The organism is Jejuia spongiicola (genome assembly GCF_023502325.1).
Lineage (GTDB): Bacteria > Bacteroidota > Bacteroidia > Flavobacteriales > Flavobacteriaceae > Wocania_A > Wocania_A spongiicola.
On sequence record NZ_JAMFLZ010000004.1, the window covers coordinates 531996 to 557601 of the forward strand.

The window sequence follows — 25606 nt, forward strand, 5'->3', positions numbered from 1 at the left end:
TTATAAAGTAATACCATTTTGATTTAAAACTTTATTCATAAAGTCATGCAAATAATGCATTTCATTTTTACTTGATGCCTTACCAATAGTACCAGCAAAGTATAGTACAAACCAAATAATTATCATTAAAAACATAAAGCTTAACTGTATAGCATATTCCTTTTCTAAGGACCAATTAGTATAAGCCCAAATACTAAATGCAATAAAGAGTCCTACTACTATAAAATGAAAAAACATAAACATAGTCCAAACTGTGGGGTTTGGACCAAATAAACCATGAAGCGTACTAGTATTGGTGCCAGATTCGTTTATTTCTAAATGTAATTGTGGCGACCAAAAGGTTTGTTTTTCTTTAGGGAATTTAATAAACACATGGTCATCTATTCTGTTTACTACAAATTCACCTTGAGCTTTTTTAGTAGCATCAAAAGCTTTTAGTAGTGTTTCGTTATTTTCATTTAATTCTACCTTAAAACGCGGACGTAAAACAATATCATTAGTAGTTGGCATACATTATTTTTTAGCTTTAGAAAAGTAACATTTTTTCTTCAAATTATAAATAGTTTTAATCTTTACTTAAAAAGAGTGATGCATTGGGTATATTTCCTATTTTTGCAAAATATTTCAGAAGAAATATAAATAAATCAGTTTTAGGCTGTTACATAATAAAAGAGTATGAGTAATATAGTAGCTATAGTAGGTCGCCCCAATGTAGGCAAATCAACGTTCTTTAATCGTTTAATTCAGCGAAGAGAAGCTATTGTTGATGCTGTAAGTGGTGTAACTAGAGATCGTCATTATGGAAAAAGTGATTGGAATGGTAAAGAGTTTTCTCTTATTGATACTGGGGGTTATGTGTTAGGTAGCGATGATGTTTTTGAAGCTGAAATTGATAAACAAGTAGAATTAGCTATAGATGAGGCTGATGCCATTATTTTTATGGTTGATGTCGAATCTGGTGTTACCGGAATGGATGAAGATGTTGCTAAATTACTTCGTAAAGTAAATAAACCTGTTTTTTTAGTTATAAATAAAGTTGATAATGGTAAACGTGCAGAAGATGCTGTTGAGTTCTATTCGTTAGGTTTGGGGGAGTATTATACCATTGCAAGTATTAATGGTAGTGGTACAGGTGAGCTTTTAGATGCTTTAGTTGAGGCATTACCAGAAAAAGAAGAAGTAGAAGAAGAAACTCTACCTCGATTTGCAGTTGTTGGTCGCCCAAATGCAGGTAAATCATCATTTATAAATGCATTAATTGGAGAAGATAGGTATATAGTTACTGATATTGCAGGAACTACAAGAGATTCTATTGATACTAAATATAATCGTTTTGGCTTTGAATTTAATTTGGTTGATACTGCTGGTATACGTCGTAAATCTAAAGTAAAAGAAGACTTAGAATTTTACTCAGTAATGCGAAGTGTAAGGGCTATTGAGCATTCGGATGTTTGCTTATTAGTTTTAGACGCTACAAGAGGTTTTGATGGGCAAGTACAAAATATTTTTTGGTTAGCAGAGCGTAATAGAAAAGGCATTGTAGTTTTAGTGAATAAATGGGATTTGGTTGAAAAAGACCATAAATCTATGAAAGATTTCGAAAAAACTATTAGAAAGCAAATGGAACCTTTTACTGACGTGCCTATTGTTTTTATTTCGGCACTTACCAAACAGCGTATTTTTAAAGCTATAGAGACTGCAGTTGAGGTTTATAAAAATAGAACTAAAAAGATTAAAACAAGTCAGCTTAATGATGTGTTGCTGCCTATTATAGAGAACTATCCGCCACCGGCATATAAAGCGAAATTTGTAAAGATTAAATATATTATGCAATTGCCTACACCACAACCTCAATTTGCATTTTTCTGTAACCTTCCGCAGTATGTAAAAGATGCCTATAAGCGTTTTTTAGAAAATAAACTTCGTGAGCATTTTGACTTTAATGGCGTACCAATTAGTGTTTATATGCGAAAAAAGTAAATTAGGCTTAAATAGTATTAAAAAGCATTGAATATATATTTGATGCTTTTTTTGTTGTTACCAACCTCCAGAGGCACCGCCACCACTAAAACCACCACCGCCGAAGCCGCCACCAAAACCACCGCCACTACTGCTTCCACCTGAAGACCAACCACCGCCAAAGCCGCCAGAACTTCGCCTGTAGCTTCCGCGTCCAGAGTTGCTTAAAATAATGGCTTCAAGAATATCAATGCCGTCAGATCTATTACCTCTGTTGCCACCATTACCTCCATTCCTTCTGTTTTTAGAAATAGAAATAAGAATAATAATAAATATAAAAAGTAAAATAAAAATAAATCCAATTGGAAATTCATTATTTGATGATTTTCGAGTACCTTGATATTCGCCATTTAAAACTTCAAAAATAGATTCTATACCTTTATTTAAACCTCCGTAATAATCATTTTGTTTAAAAAAAGGTATTATATCGCGTTCAATAATACGTTTAGATAATGCATCTGTTAAAAGGTATTCAATTCCTTCACCTGTATTTATCCCTATCCGCCTATCATCCTTAGCAAGAATTATTAAAATACCATTATCTTCTTTGGCTTGACCAATTCCCCATTTCTCACCCCATTGAGCACCTAAATAATTAATGTTTTCACCTTTAGTAGAGCTTATTACTGTTAGAACAATTTGAGTAGATGTAGTATCAGAATATTTAATAAGCTTTTGCTCTAAATTATTTTTTTGCGAAGCAGAAAGCAAATTTATATAATCGTAAACACTTGTTTGAAGCTTTGGTTTATCTGGAATCTCAAATTGAGCGAATCCTACTTGGTTTAAACCAAAACTTAAAAGAATAAATAAAATAATATGTTTGCGCTTCAGCATTAGCCTTTAGATATGTCGTTTGAAAGTTCGTTAGTATCTAAATTTGAATAAGGGAAATATGTTTTGAGTTGCTTTCCAGATTTTTGAATGCCTTCAACAAGCCCTTGTTTAAAATTCCCAGATTTAAAATGCGATTGCATAATATCTTTTGTGCTGTCCCAAAAATTATTTGGTACAACTTTGTTTATACCTGTATCACCATATATAACAAAGTTTTTGTCTTCTATAGCAACATAGATTAATACGGCATTTTGAAGTTTGGTGTTATCCATTTTTAAGGTATGAAAAACCTCTAAAGCCCGATTTGTTGCGTCGCCATTTGAGGTTTTTTCAATATGAACTTTTATTTCACCAGAAGTATTTAATTCTGCTAACCTAATGGCTTCAACAATATCGCGTTCTTCACCAGCTGATAGAAAAGCTTCAATTTTAGACATTAAAACTCAACTTTAGGAGCATTTTCACTTCCTGGTGCACTTTTAAATCTTGCCATTTCTTCAAAACCAAATAAACTAGCTAATAACTTTCCAGGAAATTTGGTAGTGTATTTATCATAAATATTTACAGCATCATTATAACGGTCTCTTGTTACGTTAATTCTGTTCTCAGTACCTTCAAGTTGAGATTGTAATTCTAAAAAGCTTTGATCTGCTTTTAACTCGGGATAACGTTCGACAGTTACTAGCAATTTAGATAAAGCCCCAGTTAACCCTTGCTGTGCTTGTTGAAACTGAGCCATTTTTTCAGGAGTTAAATTGCCAGCGTCAATAGTTGTTTTTGTGGCTTCGCTTCGCGCTTTAATAACGCCTTCTAATGTTTCTTTTTCATGTGCAGCATAGCCTTTAACAGTAGCAACAAGATTTGGAATTAAATCTGCACGACGTTGGTAAGCACTTTCTACTTTAGACCATTCAGTTTTTGCATCAGCTTCATACTCTACAGCAGTGTTATTAAATCCTTTTCCCCAAGAATACAAACCAATAACAAGTATTCCTATTACAATCCATGGTAAAAATTTCTTCATAATAAATTTAAATTAATATAATTTGTTATTTGTGAGACACTTAATTTTTAAAAAAGTTACATGATTAAGGATGTCTTTTTTTATAAAGCGTTAAAATGTTAAAGATGTTCTTTAATTTTTTTAAGCTGATTTTTTACATCCTCTAGCTTGCTAATAATTTCGAAATTATTTAAAGTTTCTTTTTTGCCTTCTTTTAAATGAATTTTAGCGCCATCTAAAGTAAAACCTCGTTCTTTTACAAGATGATAAATAAGCTTTAAGTTTTTAATGTCTTCTGGAGTAAACTTACGGTTGCCTTTCGCATTTTTTTTTGGCTTTAATGCATCAAATTCCTTTTCCCAAAAACGAATTAATGAAGTGTTTACATGAAACGCTTTAGCAACTTCGCCAATGCCGTAATATCTTTTTTCTGGTAAATCTATATGCATTAATCTAAAGATTGATTTTCTAACGATGCGTGCTCTAATAATTTGCTAAATTCTTCGGCAGTTAAACTTCCATAGTAAAAGTTTATAGGGTTAATACGTGTACCATCCTTAAATATTTCGTAATGTAAATGTGGTGCTTCAGAACGCCCTGTACTACCAACAAAACCTATAAGATCGCCACGCTTTACTTTTTGATTCTTTTTTACTTTGTATTTATACAAATGGGCGTAAAGACTTACGTAACCAAAACCATGATCTATTCTAATATGCTTACCATATCCACTGGAACCTGCATCGGCACGCTTAACAACTCCGTCACCAGTAGCATAAATAGGTGTGCCTCTTGGTGCAGTAAAATCCATACCCCAATGCATTTTTCTAGCTTTAGTAAAAGGGTCAGATCTCATGCCATAACCAGAAGCCATACGTGTTAAATCTTCGTTACTAACAGGTTGAATTGCTGGTATAGCGGTTAAAAGCTTTTCTTTTTCTTCAGCCAAAACGGTAATTTCATCCAACGATTTTGACTGTACTACTATTTGTTTTTGTAATATATCTAAGCGTTTATTGCTTTCAATAATCAATTCAGAGTTATCAAAACCTTCTAAATTTTTATACCTATTAATACCACCAAAACCAGCTTTACGTTGCTCGTCAGGAATAGGGTTTGCTTCAAAATAAACGCGATATATATTGTTGTCTCTATCGGCTACATTTGTAAGAACAGCCTCGGCTTCATCCATTTTTTTATTCAATAACTCAAATTGCAATTGCGCATTTTGGAGCTCTCTTTTTAAAGCTTTTTCTTTAGGAGATTCTATATATAAATTAGCAATAAAAATGATAATAAATGAAAACAAAAAAGAGGCTAAAAGAAAAATAGAGATAAAAGCAAATGTTTTTCTTTTTTTGCGTTCAATTTTTCGATAGGAAAGCGATTCAGAATCGTAATAATATTTTACCTTACTCATTGTTTAAATTATACTATTTTTGCAATTGAAAAAATCAACGTAAGTGTTGGATTTTATATGCAAACGACCAAACCTACAAAAATATTATTACTTTCATTTTGATTGTAGTTTATTTTTAGGTTTACATACTCTACCATTTAAAATAGAAAATGGTGAGTAAATATAAAAATTGTTTTGCAATTAAAATAATTTAGCATAAACAGCATTACCAGTTATAGTAAATGAAGTCACAAGATATCCGATCAAAGTTTTTAAGTTTTTTTGAAGAAAAGAAGCATAGTATTGTTCCGTCTGCACCAATGGTTTTAAAAGACGACCCTACATTAATGTTTGTAAATTCTGGTATGGCACCTTTTAAAGAATATTTTTTAGGGAATGCTCAGCCCAAAAACGATAGAATTGCTGATAGCCAGAAATGTTTACGTGTTTCTGGAAAGCATAACGATTTAGAAGAGGTAGGTTATGACACATACCACCATACTTTGTTTGAAATGTTAGGGAATTGGAGTTTTGGCGATTATTTTAAAAAAGAGGCTATTGCTTGGGCTTGGGAATTGCTAACCGAAGTTTATGGTATTGATAAAGATATTTTATACGTTACGGTTTTTGAAGGGAGTGATGATGCTGATAAATTACCAATGGATACTGAAGCTTACGATTTTTGGAAACAACATATTGCAGAAGATCGTATTTTGAAAGGTGATAAAAAAGATAATTTTTGGGAAATGGGAGATCAAGGACCATGTGGACCTTGTAGTGAGATTCATGTTGATATTCGTTCTGCTGAAGAGAAAGCTAAAGTTGATGGGAAGGATTTAGTAAACAAAGATCACCCTCAAGTTGTTGAAATCTGGAATTTAGTATTTATGCAATACAACCGAAAAGCTAATGGTAGCTTAGAAAATCTTCCAGATAAGCATATTGATACAGGTATGGGTTTCGAAAGACTTTGTATGGTTTTGCAGGGTGTACAATCAAATTATGATACAGATGTATTTACCCCAATAATTAGAGAAATTGAAATCATTACTAATAAAAAATATGGTAAAAACGAAAAGTCTGATATAGCAATACGAGTAATCTCTGATCATGTACGAGCTGTTGCTTTTTCAATAGCCGATGGGCAATTACCTAGTAATACTGGTGCGGGTTATGTAATTCGTAGAATTTTGCGTCGTGCGGTACGTTATGGTTTTACATTTTTAGATAAAAAAGAACCCTTTATTTATAGATTAGTTGATGTTTTGAGTAAAAGAATGGGAGCAGCTTTTCCAGAATTAAAAGCTCAAAAACACCTTATTGAAAATGTTATAAAAGAGGAAGAACAGTCTTTTTTAAGAACTTTAGATCAAGGTTTAGTGTTGTTAAACCGAATTGTTGATGAAACTAATGGTGATACCGTTTCTGGTGAAAAAGCATTTGAGTTATATGATACTTATGGCTTTCCTATAGATTTAACAGCATTAATTCTTTCTGAAAAAAGCTTAAAATTAGATGAGAAAGGTTTTGATGAAGAGCTTCAGAAACAGAAAAGACGTTCGCGAGCTGCTAGTGAAATGTCTACAGATGATTGGACGATTTTAGTTGATGATATAGACGAAGAATTTGTAGGCTACGATACATTAAAAGCTAATGTTAAACTAACGCGATATAGAAAAGTTACTTCTAAGAAAGATGGCGATATGTACCAACTTGTATTTAATTTAACCCCTTTTTATCCAGAGGGAGGTGGGCAAGTTGGAGATAAAGGCTATTTGGAAGATGCACATGGCGACGTGGTTTATATTCTAGACACGAAAAAGGAAAATAATGTTATTATTCATTTCGCAAAAAACCTACCAAAACATATTGAAGAATCTTTTCAAGCAGTTGTAGACGATAAACAGCGTTATAGAACGGAATGTAATCATACAGCAACACACTTGTTACATCAAGCATTGCGAGAAGTTTTAGGAGAGCATGTAGAGCAAAAAGGTTCTGCAGTTCATTCAAAATATTTGCGATTTGATTTTTCACATTTTTCCAAACTTACCGTTGAAGAATTACGCGATGTGGAGAATTTTGTAAATAGAAGGATTGATGGAAAATTACCGTTGATAGAAAAACGAAATATTCCTAAAGAGGAAGCTATAGCAGAAGGCGCTATGAGTTTATTTGGTGAAAAATATGGAGATACGGTTCGTGCAATCCGTTTTGGAAAATCAATTGAGCTTTGTGGCGGCACACATGTAAAGAATACTGCAGACATTTGGCATTTTAAAATAGTTTCAGAAGGAGCTGTAGCTGCTGGAATTCGTCGTATTGAAGCTATTACTAATGATGCTGTAAAAGATTTTTATCATGAAAATAATCGTGCTTATTTTGAAATGAGAGATTTACTTAATAATGCAAAAGAACCTGTAAAGGCATTACAAAATTTACAAAGCGAAAATGTAAACCTTAAAAAACAGATTGAAGCTTTGTTAAAAGATAAAGCTAAAAATATAAAAGGAGAACTTAGAAATGAATTAACCGAAGTTAATGGCATTCAGTTTTTAGCTAAAAAATTAGATTTAGATGCAGCAGGCTTAAAAGATGTTGCTTTTGAATTAGGTAATCAGTTTGAAAACTTATTTTTATTATTTGCTACCGAACAAAACGGAAAAGCATTGTTGTCTTGTTATATTTCAAAAGAATTAGTGGCTAGCAAAGGTTTAAATGCCGGACAAGTAGTTAGAGAACTTGGTAAATACATCCAAGGCGGTGGAGGTGGACAACCATTTTTTGCCACTGCAGGTGGTAAAAACCCAAGTGGAATTAATGAAGCTTTAGAAAAAGCTAAAGACTATTTGAAATAAAAGTTTATTTAATTCCTAAAATTTTGTTGAATGTTTTTATTTCACATCTGTAAAACTTTAAAAACTTGTTTTTTAATGATACATATTTGATTTTATTCTTTTTCATAATTCATAAATGTTAACTATTATGAATTGTTAGTATGAAAAAGGTAGGAAATGTTACAGAGTATTAATTCTATGAAATTACAAACCCAAATACCGTTAGAAAAGCAGTCTAATAATCAAATAGATTATAATTCTAATATACTATTACTGGGTTCTTGTTTTGTGGAGAATATTGGAAACAAATTAGAATACTTTAAATTTAAAAATATTCAAAACCCACTTGGTATTTTATTTCACCCAAAAGCAATTGAAACTTTAATTACTAAAGCCGTTAAAGGAAAAGAATATTTAGAAAAAGATGTTTTTTTTCATAATGAACAGTGGCATTGTTTTGATGCTCATTCAAAATTAAGCTGTACCTCTAAGGAAGATTTGTTAGAACATTTGAATACATCCATAAAATCTGTCAATCAGCAAATTTCCAAATCAACGAATATAATAATTACATTAGGCACAGCTTGGGTTTATAATCATATAGAAACCAAAAAAATAGTAGCAAACTGCCACAAAGTACAGCAAAAGGAATTCAAAAAAGAATTAATGCCTGTTAATGCTGTTTTTGAATCTTTAAAAAAGATAGTAGAATTAATTAAAAATATTAATAATGATGCTTCCATTATTTTTACAGTATCACCAGTTCGTCATATCAAAGATGGATTTGTTGAAAACACGTTAGGCAAAGCACACCTAATTTCAGCAATACACCAAATACTCAGCGAGAAAAGCAATACTTATTACTTTCCTTCTTACGAGATTATGATGGACGAACTTCGTGATTATCGTTTTTATAATGAAGATATGTTGCACCCCAACCAGATAGCAATAAATTATATTTGGAAAAAGTTTCAAGAGGTTTGGATTTCAAAAGAAGCATCAATAACAATGGAGAATGTAGATGCTATTCAAAAAGGATTAAAACACAAGTCTTTTAATGAAAACTCAGAAGCGCATCAAAAATTTCTTAAAAATTTAGATTTAAAGATAGAAAAGCTTAAAGTAAAATTTCCACATATCTCATTTTAATATATGTAAATAAATATATTTTCTTGAACAAAAGATGTTATTGCGTTTAATCTCTTTTAAGAACACTTCATCGAAAATTTATTAAAACTTAAACATATAATTGTAGATTTAAAATGCTATTAATCAGTTCATATCAAAAAACATTAATTGTATAGATTCTTTTAAAGGGGCTAGCAATTAGTGTTTTTTTATGCTCTTTATTAATGTAAAATGCATATGTTATTTAATTAAAAAACAACCTCATATAACTTAAAGTTTGTTTAACCTTAAGTTAATGTCAGCTTTAATAGTATATATTATTTTTGACACAGTTTAGAGTTAGTTAGTTTTGTGATAAACATTGGTTAGACTTCTTATGTCGAAGGAAACTGATGTTTTTTTTGTTTATAAATAACCCATTGTAGTTTACTAGAAAAATATTTCTAAATTAGTGCATGCGAAAAATTCTATTTGGTGTCATTATAACATTAGTTATTTTATTCACTTTTAAATATTGCAATGAAAAAAAAGAGAGCAAAGTAGTACTTCAAGAAAACTCTGCGCTTATTCAAGAGCAAATTAAAAATGTAGGTAAGTTAATTGTTACTGAAGGACATTTTAGTGAAGTTTTTAATTATAAAAATTCCAAGGATATTTTTGGAGACTATTTTACTTCAGAAAAAAAAGCATTAGTAGTTGTAAATGCTGATGTTACCATAGCCTATGATTTAAGTAAAATTGAATTTAAAATTGATGAAGAAACAAAAACACTTCAAATTATTAGTATTCCAGAAGAAGAAATAAAAATAAATCCAGATTTGGAATATTATGATATGCAATCTGATTTTTTTAACCCTTTTGAGGCCAAAGATTATAACGATATTAAAAATACAGTTAAAGCATCGTTAGCTAAGAAGTTAGAAACGTCAGATTTAAAGAAAAATGCTAAAAACAGATTGATAAGTGAACTTTCAAAGTTTTATATTTTAACCAATTCTTTAGGGTGGACATTAAAATATAACGAAACTCCAATGACTTCTGTTAGTAACCTAGAAGGCTTAAAATTATAGTTACCCATTATGGATAAAGTTACTTTGCAAAATGTTCACAATCAAATAAAGCCTTATATCCATAGAACTCCAGTTTTAACTTCGCAACTAATAAATGATATGTGTAATGCTAATGTGTTTTTTAAGTGCGAAAATTTTCAAAAAATGGGAGCTTTTAAAATGCGTGGTGCAGCAAACGCTATTTTAAATTTAAACCAAGAGCAAAAAAGTAGAGGAGTTGTAACTCATTCTTCTGGTAATTTTGCGCAAGCTTTATCATTAGCTGCAAAAAAAATAGGCGTTAAAGCTTATATTATAATGCCAGAAAACGCACCACAAGTAAAGAAAGATGCAGTAAAAACTTATGGAGGAATTATTATAGAATGTGGTTCAAATATTCAATCACGCGAGGATGAGGCTCATAGAATTGCAATTGAAAAAGGAGCTACATTTATTCATCCTTCAAATGATGATAATGTTATTCATGGGCAAGGAACAGCTGCTTTAGAATTGTTAGAAGATTATGCTAACTTAGATTGTATTTTTACACCAGTAGGAGGAGGTGGTTTATTAGCAGGAACATTGTTGGCAGCAAAATATTTTTCTAAAAACTGCAAAGTAATTGCTGGAGAACCTAAAGAAGCAGATGATGCTTACAGGTCGTTATTATCAGGGAAAATAGAAAAAAATGAGACTTCAAATACTATAGCTGATGGATTAAGAACACATTTAGGTGATCGAAATTTTCCAATTATAAAAGCTGATGTTGAAAAAATTGTATGCGTAGAAGAAGATGAAATAATTCATGCTATGAAACTCATTTGGGAACGTATGAAAATTATTATCGAACCATCAAGTGCAGTTGCTTTTGCAGCCCTTTTAAAGAATAAAGGTACTTTAATAAATAAAAATGTGGGCCTAATAATTTCTGGCGGAAATGTAGATTTATCTAATTTGCCGTTTAATAAATAATTGTAATTTGCAACTATGTTAGAACCATACGTAAAGTTAGAAATTGATAATAAAGTTGGATATATAGAGTTTTTCCATCCAGAGCATAATGCTATGCCTAGCGATAATCTCAAAAAGTTAGAAAATACTATTACAGAAGCCGGGAATAATGATGCCATTAAAGTTATTGTTTTAAAAAGCGGAGGCAATAGGACTTTTTGTGCTGGAGCAAGTTTTAAAGAACTTATTGCCATTGATGATGCAGAGGAAGGAAAGCAGTTTTTCTCAGGTTTTGCCAACGTTATAAATGCAATGAGAAAGAGTCCTAAGTTAATTATTGGCCGTATTCAAGGTAAAGCAGTAGGAGGCGGTGTTGGTTTGGCAGCTACAACCGATTATTGTTTAGCCACTAAATACGCTTCAATAAAATTAAGTGAACTAAGTATTGGAATTGGCCCTTTTGTAATAGAGCCAACAGTGTCTCGAAAAATAGGGCAAACTACAATGTCTCAAATGGCAATTAATGCTGAACAGTTTTTTACTGCAGAATTTGCTAAGGATAAAAACTTGTATGCTGATATTTTTGATACCGTTGAAGCTTTAGACAAAGCTGTAAAAAACTTAGCAGAGAAACTAGCAAGTTATAACCCAGATGCTTTAAAAGAAATGAAAAAAGTCTTTTGGAAAGATACAGGGCATTGGGATGATTTACTTTTAGAGCGCGCCAAAATTAGTGGTAATTTGGTATTAAGCGATTTTACTAAAGAAACTTTAAAGCGGTTTAAGTAATCAAACGCCACCCTAAATTTATTTCAGGGTCTCATAAAGTGTGATCCTGAAACAAGTTCAAAATGACGAAATGAGGAGTGATATTATTCTACTTTAATTTTATTTTCAATAATCCCCAATCCATCATCAATTAAACGCCCCACTTCGGGTCTGTTTTGTTTAATGGTTTCCAAATGATTTAAAATGCTTTCGCATAATTTAGTTTCATTTCCTATATAAGCTAACTCATAAAGTTCAACAGGCAGTAACCAATCGTTAGGATGATTTTCAATAAGTTCTTCCAAGACTTTAGTTCTAGAAATGGTTTTGTTTTTACCTTCTCTATAATCTCTAACTTGTTTGTAAAGTGCTTCAAGTTTGAGTAATTCGCTAGATTTTTTTACATGAATAGTTTGTGTTGATGGCACATGAGTAATTAAATCGAAACTGTTTAAATCGGCTGGTCCAGAAAAAGCAGAAACAATATCTTTACCAACAGCCATATCATAAATACCCCATTCAGGCTCAAATAATACGGTGTTGTTATGTTTAACCGTACAGTTTTTAAAGCTAATCAATATTATTTTTCCTTGTAAATTTCGCTTACCTGTAATGATTTCACCAGAAACGGTAACACCACCTTCAAATTCTAACGTTACAATTTTTTCTTCATAAATATCGTAAGCGCTTAAATCACGCGGACTCATATCTTCAATAGCAAGATTAATTCCTTTTAGTTTTCCTATAGGAGAACCAAATCCTTCTGCATGAGTTTCAATACCATGACCAACCAACTCTTTCTCTCTATAAGCTAAAGCGGTTTCTCCAGTTGTTTGAATGTAAATGGGTTTTCTTTCATATTCAATAACGTGACTAAATACGCCAGATACTTGTATGCCCGTACTAAGTTCGATAGTTCCTAGTGCTTTTGAGTGAATTAATTTATTAACCCCAGATAATCCTCCTTTACGTAATGCCATGGTGTTAGCAAATTCTTCCAGTATTAAACTTAAATGAGCAAAATCTGGCGTTACAAAAAGCTGAGGTTGCGGTTTGGTAATATCAAAATCTTTGAAGGTTGAATCTATATTGTAAGGTAGTTTCTCAACTTCATCTGTCATACACCATGCACTTTCTCCAATTGAAGACAGTAAGCCTGCGCCATATATTTTTGGGTCTTCCAGCGTTCCTATTAGTCCATATTCAACCGTCCACCAATGTAAATTTCTTATCAAGGCCATTTCACTAGGTTTACCCATATTTTGTTGTAAATCTTCAACTTTTTTTTCTGCGGAAGCGATATCTTCTTCTTTAGAATTTGGTGCTTCTTTAATGATTGATAAATGCCTTACAGCTTCGTATAGTTCATAATCTTTAGCCGATGAAATAGCTTTGCAACCTACTTCGCCAAAACGACGCAAATACTCTGCATATTCTGGGTTTGCAATAATAGGGGCATGTCCAGCACCTTCATGAATAATGTCTGGCGCCGGAGTATATTCAATATGTTCTAATTGTCTAATATCACTGGCAATAACCAAAACATTGTAAGCCTGAAATTCCATAAATGCATTAGGCGGAATAAATCCATCTACCGCTACGGCAGCCCAACCGATGTCTTTCAAAATCCTATTCATGCCATACATATTAGGAATGCTATCAATAGAAATTCCTGTTTGTTTTAAACCATCTAGATAAGATTTATGAGCAACAGTTGATAAAAAATCAACATTTTTACGCATAACATATCGCCAAACTGCCTGATCTATAGCAGAATAATCTTCATAGTTTTGAGGTTTTATGAATTGCCTCAAATGCTTAGGTAAGCGATTTAAAATAACATTAGATTCAATAGTATTTGACATAATATTTTCTTTGTACAACTTCTATGTAAAAATACGAATTCTCTATAAAAATTACTCAATTAATGATTTATTAAAAATTAAATAAACTGTTTTATATGTTGAGTTAAGAATTCCATATATTTATAAGCATATAAATGTTTTAAAAGTTATGTATACAAGACGAATATTTCCTGTGATGGGTGTTTTAAAATGGACACGACGCCATATTTTCTTATTTCTTTTTTTAGCCTTAATACCTGTTTTCCTTTTTGATGTTGTAGGCTTAAAGTGGTTGCATGTACCGTGGTTGCCATTAGGTGCCTTGGCTACAGCTGTAGCATTTATTGTAGGGTTTAAAAATAATGCATCTTATGACAGACTTTGGGAAGCTCGCAAAATTTGGGGCGGTATTGTTAATGCATCGCGTTCCTGGACTATTATGGTTAAGGATTTTATTAATAACGATCATGCAAAGGAAGCTCTTTCTGAAAAGGAGTTGTCTTTAATCCATAGAGAATTAGTACACCGTCATGTAGCTTGGTTAACAGCATTGCGCTATCAGTTACGAAAAGATAAACCGTGGGAAATGCACCTAAAAAATAAACGGTCTAATATAGAATTTAGAGCAGCAACGTATAGAGTTTGTGAAGATGTTGAACCTATTGAAGGCGCAATAAAACCATATATTTCTGAGGCTGAATATAAAGAGTTATTTGCAAAAGGAAACCAAGCTTCTCAAATATTAGGTATACAATCAAAGCGTTTGAAAGAGTTGATGAAAGAAGGGTTAATCGAAGATTTTAGGCACATGGAAATGACTAATATGTTAGTGGAGTTTTATACACTCCAAGGAAAGTCAGAGCGTATTAAAAACTTTCCGTATCCTAGACAGTTTGCAACTTTAAATTATCTTTTCGTCTGGATTTTTATTATTCTTTTGCCTTTTGGAATTATGGAAGGTTTTGAATCTATTGGCACCCATATTTTAGAGGACTTAGCAAATCATGAGTCAAGAACTTCTTTAGGTCATTTAGCGCAGGAATTTATAGCAAAACATTTTGTTTGGTTTTCAATACCTTTTAGCGCCCTTATTTCTTGGGTATTCCATACTATGGAAGCCATTGGTGAAAATACCGAAAACCCTTTTGAAGGTGGGCCAAATGATATCCCTATTACTGATATGAGTAGAGGGATTGAAATAGATATTAGACAGCTTATTGATGATACTGATATTCCTGAGCCTTATGTTTGGAAAAATGATATTGTAATGTAGTTGAGTATTTTACAAAAAAAAAGCAACTCAAACGAGTTGCTTTTTTTGTATGTTTTATTGTTGCGCTCCTGGAGGATATTTTTCCATTATTTTTGCAACAAATTCTTTAATTCGTAATTCTTTTTTCTCCATATTTTGAGATAAGTAACCGGTACCCATACCTTGCCAAACCAATTCTTTTTTGCTGGCATCAATTAAGTCTACATACAAAACGCCTTGTGTGCGTGTTGATACTGAAGGTTGGTTATTCCAACCCCAACCCCAACCAGGTCCAAAACCGCCCCAGCCCCAGCCGCCGTAGCCCCAGGCATTGTTGTAAACATTAACACGTTGTTGAGATTTTGTAAAAAGACTTACTAATAAATCTGGGTTTTCAGATTTTGTAAAGCCTTTTGTTAAAAGTTCTGCTTCTATAGCACGAAGAATTCTACGTTTATCTAAATCGCTAATTTCTGCTTTATCGATACCTGTTTTAAAGAAAGCAAAAGTTTTATATTCGCCAAATTTTGCGTTTTTATCATAGTCAACTGCAACTCTAACAGAACTACAAGAGGATACCAAAATTAACAATGCTAAAAATGGTAATGCTTTTAATGTTTTTTTCATAGCCTTAATATTTAGTTTTCTTTTTTATTTCTAAAATACAACAATTCGCTTAAATCATTGACTTTTTTGTGTTTTATTAGCATCAATAATCATACCAAGTGATATGATTATCATTATGTTAAAACTAATATTATTTTACTTTTTAATAGAATTTGTATTTTTGTTGTAGCCGTAAGGGCAGTGTCTACAACCGCTTTCGCAACAATAGCCTCTTCTTAAATGGTATTGTTCGGTAAAGCATCGGTAACCTTCTGGCGTTAAGTAGTAGTCGCCTTCTTCAATGGGGATTATTTTCTTCATTATCTTGCAAATATAGTATATCTTAGAAAACCTTTGCAGGTGTCTTTAATCAAAGGTTCTATTTATTCACTGTTTTTATAAAAGTAAATATTGGATTGATTTTTGAATACTGTAAGTTTATGATTCTTATTTCAAAATATTTAGTACCAAAAGGTTATACAGGTTTAACTGTTTTTCCTTTTGTGTTTTTAAAAAACAAGTGTTTTAAAACAGATTATGTTTTAATCAACCATGAAAAAATTCATTTAAGGCAACAGCTAGAAATGTTAATTATACCATTTTATATATTCTATATATTTGAGTTTTTATTTAGGTTATTTCAATATAAAAGATGGCATTTAGCCTATAAAAACATTTCCTTTGAAAGAGAAGCTTATAGTAATGAATTGAATTTAGATTACTTAAAACAGAGATCGTTTTGGGGATTTTTAAAGTATCTTCGCAGTAATGATTTTTGAACTTGAAAATAGTATTAATCAGCCTGTTTTTTTATCTAAAAATAAAGGTGTTGAACTTTTTATAAAACGAGAAGATAGAATACATCCTTTTGTTTCAGGGAATAAATATAGAAAGTTAAAATACAATCTTATTGAGGCCAAAAAAAAAGATTTTAAAACCTTACTTACTTTTGGTGGTGCTTATTCAAATCATATTGCCGCTGTTGCTTCAGCAGGAAAAACATTTGGTTTTAAAACTATTGGGGTTATTCGAGGCGAAGAACTTAATGACAAAGTGAATACCAATACTACTTTAAAATTTGCTAAAGAATGCGGCATGCATTTCAAGTTTGTGTCTCGCGAGGATTATAGAAATAAAACAGAAAAAACTTTTATTTCTAATTTAGAAAAAGAGTATGGTGCATTTTATTTAATTCCTGAAGGTGGCACAAATCCTTTGGCAATTAAGGGTTGTGAAGAGATACTGACTGATGATGATAATGGCTTTGATTATATATGTGCAGCAGTTGGTACTGGCGGTACAATTTCTGGACTAATAAATTGTTCAAAACCTAGTCAACAAGTTTTAGGTTTTTCAGCTTTAAAAGGTGAGTTTTTACAACAAGATATTAGTAAATTTGTAATGAAAACCAATTGGAAAATAATAACTGACTATCATTTTGGAGGATATGCTAAAATAAATGAAGCATTAGTTAGTTTTATTAATCAGTTTAAGAGTGATTTTGAAATTCCTTTAGATCCTATTTATACTGGGAAAATGATGTTTGGAGTTTTTGATTTAATCGAAAAAGGATTTTTTCCTAACGGGTCAAGAATTTTAGCAATTCATACTGGAGGGCTTCAAGGTGTAGCAGGAATGAATGTTATTTTAAAAAAGAAAAATTTATTATTAATTGAATAAAAGATGAAGCGATTATTATTAATATGCTGTTTGATGACCATGGTTTTTAGTTGTCGTTCAAAAAAAACGATTGTCACTAAAAAAACAAAGACCAATACGGAGCAGGTTGAAACAAAAGTAGAGCCTAAGAAAACGGATGATGTTGTAGCCGTAAAACCACCAAAAATATATGCAAATAACACCGAAAGATATATAGATACTTATAAAGAAATTGCCCAAAATGAAATGCGTTTGTATAATATTCCTGCCAGTATTACTTTGGCTCAGGGTATTCTAGAGTCTGGTTCAGGAAAAGGAACATTGTCTGTTAAAGCGAATAACCATTTTGGTATTAAATGCCACGGATGGACAGGTAAAAAGATATATCATGATGATGATAAAAAACAAGAATGTTTCAGAAAATATAAAGATGCTAAATATTCATTCAGAGATCATTCGTTGTTTTTATCAGAGCGAAAACGTTATTCGAAACTTTTTAAACTTAAAAAAGAAAACTACAAAGGTTGGGCAAAAGGATTAAAAGCAGCAGGGTATGCTACCGATAGGAAATATCCTCAAAAATTGATTAGTTTAATAGAACGCTATAATTTGCATGAATTTGACAAAGAAGTATTGGGAGATTCTTATACTGAATACAAAGAACCAATAACAAATGAAGTAGTAACTTATACCGTAGTAAAGGGCGATACATTGTACTCTATTTCAAGAAAGTATAATATTAGTGTAAAAGAACTTCAAAATATAAATGGTTTAAATGATAATACAATTAGTATTGGACAAGCTATAATTGTTAAACCATCATCAAATAATTAATAATACACATGAACTATAAACGTAGTAGTGCATTATTTGCACAAGCCGAAATGGTTATTCCTGGAGGCGTAAATTCTCCAGTACGCGCTTTTAAAGCAGTAGGAGGAACACCAATTTTTGTAAAAGAAGCAAAAGGGGGCTATTTGTATGATGAAGACGGAAACCGATTGATCGACTATATTAATTCTTGGGGACCAATGATTCTTGGTCATGCCTACAAACCAGTTGTAGATGCAGTAGTTGACAAAGCTAAAAAAGGAACATCGTTTGGCATGCCTACAGAAATTGAAACTAAAATTGCTGAATTAGCAGTTTCAATGGTTCCAAATATTGATAAGATTAGATTTGTAAACTCAGGTACAGAAGCTTGTATGAGTGCTGTTCGTTTAGCAAGAGGTTTTACAGGAAAAGACAAAATTATAAAGTTTGCTGGGTGCTATCATGGACATTCCGATTCGTTTTTAATTCAAGCGGGTAGTGGTGCAATTACATTTGGAACACCTAATAGCCCTGGTGTAACCCAAGGCACAGCCAAAGATACTTTGTTGGCCCGTTATAATGATATTGAAAATGTAAGTCAATTAATTGAGGCTAATAAAGATGAAATAGCTTGTATCATTATAGAACCAGTTGCTGGTAATATGGGATGTATTCCACCAAAAAATGAATTTTTAAAAGGATTGAGAGATTTATGTAATGCTAATAATATCCTCTTAGTTTTTGATGAAGTGATGACAGGTTTTCGTTTGGCAAGAGGAGGAGCGCAGGAGCTTTTTAATATTAATGCGGATATTGTTTGTTTCGGAAAAGTAATTGGTGGCGGTTTGCCAGTTGGTGCTTTTGCAGCACGAAACGAAATTATGAATTATTTAGCACCGCTAGGACCTGTGTATCAAGCAGGAACTTTAAGTGGAAACCCGTTAGCCATGGCTGCTGGATTAGCAATGCTAAATGAGTTGAATAATGATGTTGAAATTTTTAATAGATTAGAAGAGAAAACAGCATATTTACATGAAGGCATTGCAAAGGTTTTGAGTGATAATAATATCGTGTATACTATAAATAGAGTGGGGTCTATGATTTCTGTGCACTTTGATGAGGGAGAAGTTGTAGATTTTGAAACAGCAGCAAAAGGAAATAATGAAACCTTTAAAAAATTCTTTCACGGTTTACTTAACGAAGGAGTTTATATAGCGCCAAGTGCATTTGAAACTTGGTTTATTACCGATGCTTTAACTTATAAAGATTTAGATTATACTATTGAGGCTATCGATAAGGTTGCGAAAACATTATAAATAAAAAAGAGCATTTCTAAATTTAGAAATGCTCTAATTAACAAACTATAATCAAATAATCAACCAAAAATTATTATTGTCTTTTCTTGCCTTGTCCCTTTCTACGATTTTTTGTTTTATTCATTCTTTTTGCTTGCGCCTTTTCCCATTTGGCATATTGCTCTTCATTTAAAATGTCTTTCATTTTTGCTTTCATCGCTATTTGATGGTCTAATTTAGCATTCATCATTTTATAACGTTCTTCTTTTGATGGTTTTTCAGTATTACCACTTTCTTTTCTAGCTTTTCGAGCTTCCATCATTGCTTTTCTTTTAGTGGCATTTTCTAAATTTAGTTTATGAATTTTTGCTTGTTGCGATTCATTCAAATCTAAATGTAATATCATTTTTTTTGTTTGTAACGTAGCTATTTCTTCAGCGGAAAGGTTCATCATTTTTTGATTTCTTTCTTGTCTGTTAGAGCGCTCTTTGTTAGGTTGTTGTGCTGTTGCTTGCAATGCGAAGAAGGCTAATGCAATTATTACTAATCTTTTCATTTTATTATGTTTTAAGTTATTTATTGCTAGGACTTGAGTAAGCTAAAAAGGTTTAAAACACATTCTGTATTTAACGAGAAGTTAACATGTTTTACAATAAAGATGATGACTAGGCTGTTTAAAAAACTGGAAAACTTAAACTAATACCTGTTTGAAAATCGGGAGCATTATTTACTAAAAAATCCTCTTTAAAGTACAATGATAGTTTATATTTTGAATGCCCGTAGGTGTATATAAAGGACCAATTAGATAAAGCTTTATATAGCTTTTCGAAACCATTTTGCCAACCACCATTTATTTCTTGCCATTTACCCAAGAGTTTATAGTAATCGGCTTCTTTAAGTTTGTTATAACGTGACTGGATTTGGTAGTTTACTCCAAAAGCATGATAATTTCCTTTTTTTGTATATTTTGTAAATTCAATATTAGCTTCAACTGTTGCCAAAAATTTATTATTCCCTAAGTCTATAACATCATCAAAATTAATAAGGTTTTTGCGAAGTAAATTCATTCCAATACCAATATTGAATTCGTTTTTGTTTTTCAGAAAAATCTTTTTAATCCCACTTGCAGAAAAACCAATATCTATCGAAGAGTTGTATTTTGCTGTATTAATACCTAAATGATTACCAAAGCTTATAAATATGTTTTTATTGCTGTTAATTTTTAATGAAGGGTAATAGTAGTGATTAAACTCAATTCCACTTATAAAGAAATCATTAGGTTCTAATTTTAGTGTGTTTCCGTTTCTATCGGTGTATTTAAAGTTTACTTGATTTAATCCATAGTAACGCCTTCCGTAAGGGTCTTCACCTCCAGAAATATTGCTGTGAAACCATTCGATAGTCTCATCACTTGTAAAAAAAGAAAAAGGATATTTTCCTTTAGTAATTAAGTAAGATCGAAGCGAGATGCCTAATTCATTATGCTTACCTAAAGGAATATTTGCACCAACTCTAAACTCTTTAATAACTGCATCAATAACAATATTCATATAATCTGCAGGTGTTGTTTCTTGATTGATAAAATTAAAATTACGATTATGCCAAATAACCTGACTTAGTGCTTTACGTACTTCAGGGTCTTTTGGTAAATAAACTTCTACAAAAGGATGGAAATTATTGCCACTTGACGAGTTTAAAGAAAGTGTTGTGCTTTTTGGAGGTTTTATTTTAAAATTTTGATGTATACGAGAACTGAATATCCCAAAATGGTGAGTTGATAAAATGTTTGGATTATCAATACCGTTTTTAAATAATAAGCTGTCCTTTTGTTGTGCTGATAAATAGGGAATCCCAATAAAACTAAGGATTATAATAAATAGTGTTTTTTGCATATGTAAAACCAGTTAGTAAGCGGGTTTTACAGTTTTATCATGTTCAAAGTGGTGTAGTAAAGGGGCTGGTTTTCCATTTTGCATTTTAACCATGCATAAAAGCTCATTACAAAAATGTCTTCTCTGTCTTTGCTAATCCATTCAAAAGCATTTTCAACTTTACTTTTAAAAGTTTCAGAGGTTATTATTTCAGGGTTTTTATAGCAATCTTCCGCTAAAGATAAAAAAATCAGAGCACGTTGCTGATTAATTTCTTTTAAATAATTAGAATGATTTCGTTTAAAACTCAATAATCTGGAATCAACAAGGTCGATGTTTTTGAGTTCAATGTGCAGTAAAATTTCCATTAAGTGCTTTTTAATCACCCACTCTTTACCTGCTTTTTCAGTATACCATTTATCGGTATGGTAAAATTTTGAAAAAAGGGAGTATGCTTTTTTTAAATCATTTTTTTGAAAATAAAACATAACTAAGCTTAAATTAATGTCTAATAAAGTTTCAATGTCTTCGTGTTTAATTATTGCCAAAGGCGTTAATAAATTTATGGCTTCATCTTGTTTATTGCTGTAGTTTAAATTGAGACTTAAAAGCAAACTGTGTTTTAACTTAAAGGTGTTGTAGTGTTTTTTTCGCTTCCCTTTCATGCGGTCATGCATCATATTTAAATAATGCATAGAGTCGTTAAATTTTTTATTTCTAAATAAGGTATTTGCTATTAGATATAAAATTTCAATATGATAATACAATTGTTTCTCTCGGTCTTTATGTTTAAGTATAGACTTATAGGTACTAATTAAAAATGGCTCGATTTTTAAGTAATCGTTAGTAACAAAAGCTGAAAAACTATTAATTGCAATTAACTGATATAATGATTTAAACGACATAGATTCGTTAAAACTGATATTGTATTCTTTTAAAGTTGCGTTAAAAATGGTTTGAAAATCTACAATATCTCCTTTATAAATATTATTATTAATTGTTTGTCTAATTTTTGCATAAACAATATTAAGTTGATCTTCTAATTGATGGTTTTTTTGATTGTATTTAAATTTAGAAATAAGGTGATTAATATCTATTGAAGGGTTTACATATGCGTATTGGATTTTGGTATGATAAATTTCGTTTAATAAGGGAAATAAATGATGTTCTGTAGCTAATGTTTCGGCTTTGTCCAAAATTTTATATGCCGCTTTGTATTGTTTGTGTTGTAAACAGATGCGTGATGCTAATACGTATTTAATAATTTGCATATCAATGGCCTTTTCTTCTTGTAAACTTACATTCGCAATAAAATCAATTATCGATTGATATAAGCGTTTTCTTAGGGCATGGTATGCATTTCTGCTATCGTTTTTGTATAGTTTAAAGCATAAGTCTTTCGAGTTTAAATTGTCATGTAATAAGAGTTTAAATAATTGAATGTTTTTAGCATCTCTACGCTTATTCTTTTTTTCTAAGTAGTTTATGAAATGTTGCTGATCTTCACCAGAAAATGTAGAAATAATTGTATTTAAATCATTCATTTAATCGTCATTAAATAATTTTAAATATCAATAAATATAATTATTTAATTATTAAATACGTATAATATATCGTCAGTTTTTATTAAAAATTGTGTTTTACAACTTCTATAAGTTTTGCAGTTTTGCCTTGTAATCATTAAAACAAAAATTATGAATTATGAGACAACAGTTTCTATGGATGAAAAATCTAGAAAAAAAGAAACTATAAAAGAGATCGAAGTTTACGACCAGAAACCAACTTCTGCCTTTATTGGTGCTTCATGGACAGCATTATTAATAGGGATGACTTCGTATTGTATAGGCTTATGGAATGCAGAAATGTTACTAAACGAGAAAGGTTATTATTTTACTATTCTGCTGTTTGGACTGTTTTCGGTGATCTCTGTGCAAAAAGCAGTGAGAGATAAAATGGAAAATATACCTGTAACCGATATTTATTACAGTATTAGTTGGTTTACAACAATAGCATCTATTGTTTTATTAATTATTGGGCTTTGGAATGCAGATTTATTGCTAAGTGAAAAAGGATTTTATGGTATGTCTTTTCTGCTAAGTTTATTTGCCGCTATTGCTGTGCAGAAAAACACCAGAGATGTACAGTATATTGATAGAATGAGTAATGAAGAAAAATAGAAATAGTCAACAAAAATCAAAACAAAGAATACAAAAAGGATTGTTTTGATGATTGGTTAGTTAGTTAACCCAAAACCTCATGGTTATAAGCTGTGAGGTTTTAAAAAATCTTAAGTAATGAAACCAAAACTCACAGAAGATTTGCTAGAGTTCTCTGAAAAACGATTGATTTCTGATAAAGCAAGAATACTAGAAATTGCAGCAGTAATTTTAACAGCTATTGGAAAATTTATTTTCATGGATTTTCTAAATTGGAGATTGTTATTTGTAGTATTTGCAATAATTGGTTGGAGCTTATATGCTTTATACAGATACAAGCGAGAAAAAAATATTTTAAAATATTGGGGTTTTAGAACTGATAATTTTAAAAGTACGGTTAAGCTAATGATACCTTTTGCGGTTATATCTATAATTTCATTTCTTGTTATAGGGTTTAGTCAAAATACAATTAATTTAACCTGGCATATTTTACCACTTTTAATAACCTATCCAATTTGGGGAAGTATACAGCAGTTTATAACTATTGCATTAATAGCAGGAAACTTAAAAGACCTTAATAAAAAGAAATTGAATAAACTTTCAGTTATATTTATAACGGCTACACTGTTTTCTATAGTTCATTTTCCTTCAAAATGGTTAATGATAGGAACCTTTTTATTAGCCTTATTTTATGGATATATTTATTTAAAAATAAAGAATATTTATGCTATGGGCATTTTTCATGGTTGGTTAGGAGCTATATTTTATTATACTGTAGTTAATAGAGATCCTTTTCAAGAAGTGTTTTTAAAATTTATAAACTAAAAAAATATGAATTCAAAAATTCAAAACGATATAAAAAAACTTGTTGAAGAACAAGTTATTACAAACGAAGTCGCTATAGATATTGAAAACTTCTATAAGTCTAAAAAAGAAAGTTCACCAAATAGATTATTCACGGTTTTTGCGGTCTTAGGTTCAACATTAGTTGGCCTTGGTATTATTTTAATTCTGGCACATAATTGGGATAATTTTTCCAGAAGTATAAAAACAGTTTTTGCTTTTACACCATTAATTATTGGTCAATTTATTGTGGGTTACACAATCTTAAAGAAAAAGAGTGCAACATGGAGGGAAGCTTCGGGAGTATTTTTGTTTTTTGCAGTTGGTGCGAGTATGGCATTGGTAAGCCAAATTTACAATATTCCAGGAAACTTTAGCAGTTATATGCTAATGTGGATTTTACTTTGCGCACCACTAATCTACCTACTAAAATCTAACGCTTTAGCCGTTTTACACATTGTTTTTGCAACAAATTATGCTTGCTCTTATGGGTATTTTGATGGTAATCAAACACCTTGGTTGTATTTAATATTGTTAGTTATAATGATACCACATTATTACCAATTACTAAAAAATAAAAAGACACATAATGTCACCTCAATTTTTAATTGGTTTTTGCCTCTAAGTGTAGTTATTGTATTGGGGGCTTTTGTAAATAGAAGCGAAGAGTTTGGATTTTTAATGTATGTTATTTTGTTTGGGTTGTTTTATAACATTGGAAAATTATCTTTTTTCGACAACCAGAAATTAAGACGAAATGGTTATTTAATTTTAGGTTCTTTAGGAACCATTTACATGTTAATGTTTGCTAGTTTTGAGTGGCTATGGAAAGATATTTTAAGACATGATATTATTTTTAACTCTCAAGAGTTTTATATTTCAATTATACTTTTCTTATTAGCATTAAGTGTTTTGATTTATTCCCATTCGAAAAAATGGATTCAAAGTTTCAATCTTTTTCAATATGTATTTATAATTTTTACAGCCATCTTTTTTATAGGAATAACAAGTAGCATTATTCCAACAATTCTAGTTAATTTAATTATTCTCGTTTTAGGTATTGTAGCTATAAAAATTGGTGCAGACAAATTTCATTTTGGTATTTTAAATTACGGTTTACTAATAATAACTACCTTAATTGTGTGTCGTTTTTTCGATACGAATATGAGTTTTGTAGTTAGAGGTTTGTTGTTTGTATGTGTTGGTGTTGGATTCTTTTTAACTAATTACATGATGCTTAAAAAGCAAAAATCAATAAGAAATTAAAAAAAAGGAA

At 31.0% G+C, this 25606-nt stretch carries 26 protein-coding genes; 14 read left to right on the plus strand and 12 right to left on the minus strand.

Features of this window, described 5'->3' with window-relative positions; genetic code table 11:
• Positions 1–510 carry a GTP-binding protein gene (locus tag M3P09_RS12135; protein WP_249973324.1) on the minus strand — a complete coding sequence of 170 codons (510 nt, stop codon included), beginning with the start codon at positions 508–510 and terminating at the stop codon, positions 1–3.
• A gap of 165 nt (positions 511–675) precedes the next feature.
• On the opposite strand from M3P09_RS12135, the gene der reads away from it, so the two are divergent.
• Complete coding sequence (gene der / locus M3P09_RS12140; RefSeq protein WP_249973325.1) at positions 676–1980, plus strand: ribosome biogenesis GTPase Der; 1305 nt, start codon at positions 676–678, stop codon at positions 1978–1980.
• Between the two features lie 57 nt (positions 1981–2037).
• Here the strand turns inward: der and M3P09_RS12145 are convergent, their stop codons facing one another.
• From M3P09_RS12145 to M3P09_RS12165, 5 genes are all read right to left on the minus strand, one after another.
• A complete protein-coding gene (locus M3P09_RS12145; protein WP_249973326.1) occupies positions 2038–2856 on the minus strand; it encodes a TPM domain-containing protein in 819 nt (272 codons plus the stop codon).
• A complete protein-coding gene (locus M3P09_RS12150) occupies positions 2856–3293 on the minus strand; it encodes a TPM domain-containing protein (RefSeq protein ID WP_249973327.1) in 438 nt (145 codons plus the stop codon). Before M3P09_RS12150 ends, M3P09_RS12145 begins: the two co-directional genes overlap by 1 nt.
• Positions 3293–3880 carry a LemA family protein gene (locus M3P09_RS12155; protein ID WP_249973328.1) on the minus strand — a complete coding sequence of 196 codons (588 nt, stop codon included), beginning with the start codon at positions 3878–3880 and terminating at the stop codon, positions 3293–3295. Before M3P09_RS12155 ends, M3P09_RS12150 begins: the two co-directional genes overlap by 1 nt.
• Before the next feature lie 98 nt (positions 3881–3978).
• Positions 3979–4308 (minus strand): MerR family transcriptional regulator, encoded by a 330-nt coding sequence (locus tag M3P09_RS12160; RefSeq protein ID WP_099563735.1) that lies wholly within the window; start codon positions 4306–4308, stop codon positions 3979–3981.
• On the minus strand, positions 4308–5279 hold the full coding sequence (locus M3P09_RS12165; RefSeq protein WP_249973329.1) for a M23 family metallopeptidase: 972 nt from the start codon (positions 5277–5279) through the stop codon (positions 4308–4310). The genes M3P09_RS12160 and M3P09_RS12165 overlap by 1 nt, the downstream gene beginning before the upstream one ends.
• Before the next feature lie 221 nt (positions 5280–5500).
• Here M3P09_RS12165 and alaS point away from each other — a divergent pair, with 221 nt between their 5' ends.
• The 5 genes from alaS to M3P09_RS12190 all read left to right on the plus strand — a co-directional run bounded on the left by alaS (position 5501) and on the right by M3P09_RS12190 (position 12012).
• Positions 5501–8116, plus strand: a complete 2616-nt coding sequence (gene alaS / locus M3P09_RS12170) for an alanine--tRNA ligase (RefSeq protein ID WP_249973330.1) — start codon at positions 5501–5503, stop codon at positions 8114–8116.
• A gap of 177 nt (positions 8117–8293) precedes the next feature.
• Entirely contained in the window at positions 8294–9244 is a 951-nt protein-coding gene (locus tag M3P09_RS12175; protein ID WP_249973386.1) for a GSCFA domain-containing protein, read from the plus strand.
• A gap of 434 nt (positions 9245–9678) precedes the next feature.
• Positions 9679–10293 (plus strand): DUF4230 domain-containing protein, encoded by a 615-nt coding sequence (locus M3P09_RS12180; protein ID WP_099563731.1) that lies wholly within the window; start codon positions 9679–9681, stop codon positions 10291–10293.
• A gap of 9 nt (positions 10294–10302) precedes the next feature.
• Positions 10303–11244 carry a pyridoxal-phosphate dependent enzyme gene (locus tag M3P09_RS12185; RefSeq protein ID WP_249973332.1) on the plus strand — a complete coding sequence of 314 codons (942 nt, stop codon included), beginning with the start codon at positions 10303–10305 and terminating at the stop codon, positions 11242–11244.
• A gap of 15 nt (positions 11245–11259) precedes the next feature.
• Positions 11260–12012 carry an enoyl-CoA hydratase/isomerase family protein gene (locus M3P09_RS12190; protein WP_249973334.1) on the plus strand — a complete coding sequence of 251 codons (753 nt, stop codon included), beginning with the start codon at positions 11260–11262 and terminating at the stop codon, positions 12010–12012.
• Positions 12013–12095: 83 nt separating this feature from the next.
• Here the strand turns inward: M3P09_RS12190 and M3P09_RS12195 are convergent, their stop codons facing one another.
• Positions 12096–13856 (minus strand): aromatic amino acid hydroxylase, encoded by a 1761-nt coding sequence (locus M3P09_RS12195; RefSeq protein WP_249973335.1) that lies wholly within the window; start codon positions 13854–13856, stop codon positions 12096–12098.
• A gap of 148 nt (positions 13857–14004) precedes the next feature.
• On the opposite strand from M3P09_RS12195, the gene M3P09_RS12200 reads away from it, so the two are divergent.
• Positions 14005–15108: a bestrophin family protein gene (locus tag M3P09_RS12200; RefSeq protein ID WP_249973337.1), complete on the plus strand. Its 1104-nt coding sequence runs from the start codon at positions 14005–14007 to the stop codon at positions 15106–15108.
• A gap of 54 nt (positions 15109–15162) precedes the next feature.
• On the opposite strand, the gene M3P09_RS12205 is transcribed toward M3P09_RS12200, so the two are convergent.
• The gene (locus tag M3P09_RS12205; RefSeq protein ID WP_249973338.1) at positions 15163–15714 is read right to left on the minus strand and encodes a DUF4136 domain-containing protein; all 552 of its coding nucleotides are present in this window, start codon (positions 15712–15714) and stop codon (positions 15163–15165) included.
• Between the two features lie 135 nt (positions 15715–15849).
• A complete protein-coding gene (locus M3P09_RS12210; RefSeq protein WP_158231424.1) occupies positions 15850–16014 on the minus strand; it encodes a C1orf53 family protein in 165 nt (54 codons plus the stop codon).
• 119 nt (positions 16015–16133) lie between these two features.
• On the opposite strand from M3P09_RS12210, the gene M3P09_RS12215 reads away from it, so the two are divergent.
• The 4 genes from M3P09_RS12215 to hemL are packed head-to-tail and all read left to right on the plus strand — an operon-like array spanning position 16134 to position 19481.
• Positions 16134–16472, plus strand: coding sequence for a hypothetical protein (locus tag M3P09_RS12215; RefSeq protein WP_249973339.1), 339 nt, complete (start codon positions 16134–16136; stop codon positions 16470–16472).
• Positions 16462–17373: a 1-aminocyclopropane-1-carboxylate deaminase/D-cysteine desulfhydrase gene (locus M3P09_RS12220; RefSeq protein ID WP_249973341.1), complete on the plus strand. Its 912-nt coding sequence runs from the start codon at positions 16462–16464 to the stop codon at positions 17371–17373. The genes M3P09_RS12215 and M3P09_RS12220 overlap by 11 nt, the downstream gene beginning before the upstream one ends.
• Positions 17374–17376: 3 nt before the next feature.
• Positions 17377–18186: a glucosaminidase domain-containing protein gene (locus M3P09_RS12225; protein ID WP_249973342.1), complete on the plus strand. Its 810-nt coding sequence runs from the start codon at positions 17377–17379 to the stop codon at positions 18184–18186.
• Positions 18187–18194: 8 nt separating this feature from the next.
• Positions 18195–19481: a glutamate-1-semialdehyde 2,1-aminomutase gene (gene hemL, locus M3P09_RS12230; RefSeq protein ID WP_249973343.1), complete on the plus strand. Its 1287-nt coding sequence runs from the start codon at positions 18195–18197 to the stop codon at positions 19479–19481.
• A 73-nt stretch (positions 19482–19554) separates the two neighbouring features.
• Here the strand turns inward: hemL and M3P09_RS12235 are convergent, their stop codons facing one another.
• The 3 genes from M3P09_RS12235 to M3P09_RS12245 all read right to left on the minus strand — a co-directional run bounded on the left by M3P09_RS12235 (position 19555) and on the right by M3P09_RS12245 (position 22875).
• Positions 19555–20016 (minus strand): DUF4890 domain-containing protein, encoded by a 462-nt coding sequence (locus tag M3P09_RS12235; protein ID WP_249973345.1) that lies wholly within the window; start codon positions 20014–20016, stop codon positions 19555–19557.
• A gap of 118 nt (positions 20017–20134) precedes the next feature.
• Positions 20135–21352, minus strand: coding sequence for a hypothetical protein (locus tag M3P09_RS12240; RefSeq protein WP_249973346.1), 1218 nt, complete (start codon positions 21350–21352; stop codon positions 20135–20137).
• A 26-nt stretch (positions 21353–21378) separates the two neighbouring features.
• Positions 21379–22875, minus strand: a complete 1497-nt coding sequence (locus tag M3P09_RS12245; protein ID WP_249973348.1) for a hypothetical protein — start codon at positions 22873–22875, stop codon at positions 21379–21381.
• A gap of 150 nt (positions 22876–23025) precedes the next feature.
• Between M3P09_RS12245 and yiaA the strand changes: the two genes are divergently transcribed.
• The 3 genes from yiaA to M3P09_RS12260 all read left to right on the plus strand — a co-directional run bounded on the left by yiaA (position 23026) and on the right by M3P09_RS12260 (position 25596).
• Complete coding sequence (yiaA, locus tag M3P09_RS12250) at positions 23026–23508, plus strand: inner membrane protein YiaA (RefSeq protein WP_099563717.1); 483 nt, start codon at positions 23026–23028, stop codon at positions 23506–23508.
• Between the two features lie 117 nt (positions 23509–23625).
• Positions 23626–24312: a CPBP family intramembrane glutamic endopeptidase gene (locus M3P09_RS12255; RefSeq protein WP_099563716.1), complete on the plus strand. Its 687-nt coding sequence runs from the start codon at positions 23626–23628 to the stop codon at positions 24310–24312.
• Between the two features lie 6 nt (positions 24313–24318).
• Positions 24319–25596: a DUF2157 domain-containing protein gene (locus M3P09_RS12260; protein ID WP_249973349.1), complete on the plus strand. Its 1278-nt coding sequence runs from the start codon at positions 24319–24321 to the stop codon at positions 25594–25596.
• Positions 25597–25606: the final 10 nt, after the last annotated feature.

Excerpts from the sequence above, each read along its gene's own strand:
- M3P09_RS12135 (WP_249973324.1), bottom strand. The coding sequence starts at position 510 with ATGCCAACTACTAATGATATTGTTTTACGTCCGCGTTTTAAGGTAGAA.
- der (WP_249973325.1), top strand. The coding sequence starts at position 676 with ATGAGTAATATAGTAGCTATAGTAGGTCGCCCCAATGTAGGCAAATCA.
- M3P09_RS12145 (WP_249973326.1), bottom strand. The coding sequence starts at position 2,856 with ATGCTGAAGCGCAAACATATTATTTTATTTATTCTTTTAAGTTTTGGT.
- M3P09_RS12150 (WP_249973327.1), bottom strand. The coding sequence starts at position 3,293 with ATGTCTAAAATTGAAGCTTTTCTATCAGCTGGTGAAGAACGCGATATT.
- M3P09_RS12155 (WP_249973328.1), bottom strand. The coding sequence starts at position 3,880 with ATGAAGAAATTTTTACCATGGATTGTAATAGGAATACTTGTTATTGGT.
- M3P09_RS12160 (WP_099563735.1), bottom strand. The coding sequence starts at position 4,308 with ATGCATATAGATTTACCAGAAAAAAGATATTACGGCATTGGCGAAGTT.
- M3P09_RS12165 (WP_249973329.1), bottom strand. The coding sequence starts at position 5,279 with ATGAGTAAGGTAAAATATTATTACGATTCTGAATCGCTTTCCTATCGA.
- alaS (WP_249973330.1), top strand. The coding sequence starts at position 5,501 with ATGAAGTCACAAGATATCCGATCAAAGTTTTTAAGTTTTTTTGAAGAA.
- M3P09_RS12175 (WP_249973386.1), top strand. The coding sequence starts at position 8,294 with ATGAAATTACAAACCCAAATACCGTTAGAAAAGCAGTCTAATAATCAA.
- M3P09_RS12180 (WP_099563731.1), top strand. The coding sequence starts at position 9,679 with ATGCGAAAAATTCTATTTGGTGTCATTATAACATTAGTTATTTTATTC.
- M3P09_RS12185 (WP_249973332.1), top strand. The coding sequence starts at position 10,303 with ATGGATAAAGTTACTTTGCAAAATGTTCACAATCAAATAAAGCCTTAT.
- M3P09_RS12190 (WP_249973334.1), top strand. The coding sequence starts at position 11,260 with ATGTTAGAACCATACGTAAAGTTAGAAATTGATAATAAAGTTGGATAT.
- M3P09_RS12195 (WP_249973335.1), bottom strand. The coding sequence starts at position 13,856 with ATGTCAAATACTATTGAATCTAATGTTATTTTAAATCGCTTACCTAAG.
- M3P09_RS12200 (WP_249973337.1), top strand. The coding sequence starts at position 14,005 with ATGTATACAAGACGAATATTTCCTGTGATGGGTGTTTTAAAATGGACA.
- M3P09_RS12205 (WP_249973338.1), bottom strand. The coding sequence starts at position 15,714 with ATGAAAAAAACATTAAAAGCATTACCATTTTTAGCATTGTTAATTTTG.
- M3P09_RS12210 (WP_158231424.1), bottom strand. The coding sequence starts at position 16,014 with ATGAAGAAAATAATCCCCATTGAAGAAGGCGACTACTACTTAACGCCA.
- M3P09_RS12215 (WP_249973339.1), top strand. The coding sequence starts at position 16,134 with ATGATTCTTATTTCAAAATATTTAGTACCAAAAGGTTATACAGGTTTA.
- M3P09_RS12220 (WP_249973341.1), top strand. The coding sequence starts at position 16,462 with ATGATTTTTGAACTTGAAAATAGTATTAATCAGCCTGTTTTTTTATCT.
- M3P09_RS12225 (WP_249973342.1), top strand. The coding sequence starts at position 17,377 with ATGAAGCGATTATTATTAATATGCTGTTTGATGACCATGGTTTTTAGT.
- hemL (WP_249973343.1), top strand. The coding sequence starts at position 18,195 with ATGAACTATAAACGTAGTAGTGCATTATTTGCACAAGCCGAAATGGTT.
- M3P09_RS12235 (WP_249973345.1), bottom strand. The coding sequence starts at position 20,016 with ATGAAAAGATTAGTAATAATTGCATTAGCCTTCTTCGCATTGCAAGCA.
- M3P09_RS12240 (WP_249973346.1), bottom strand. The coding sequence starts at position 21,352 with ATGCAAAAAACACTATTTATTATAATCCTTAGTTTTATTGGGATTCCC.
- M3P09_RS12245 (WP_249973348.1), bottom strand. The coding sequence starts at position 22,875 with ATGAATGATTTAAATACAATTATTTCTACATTTTCTGGTGAAGATCAG.
- yiaA (WP_099563717.1), top strand. The coding sequence starts at position 23,026 with ATGAATTATGAGACAACAGTTTCTATGGATGAAAAATCTAGAAAAAAA.
- M3P09_RS12255 (WP_099563716.1), top strand. The coding sequence starts at position 23,626 with ATGAAACCAAAACTCACAGAAGATTTGCTAGAGTTCTCTGAAAAACGA.
- M3P09_RS12260 (WP_249973349.1), top strand. The coding sequence starts at position 24,319 with ATGAATTCAAAAATTCAAAACGATATAAAAAAACTTGTTGAAGAACAA.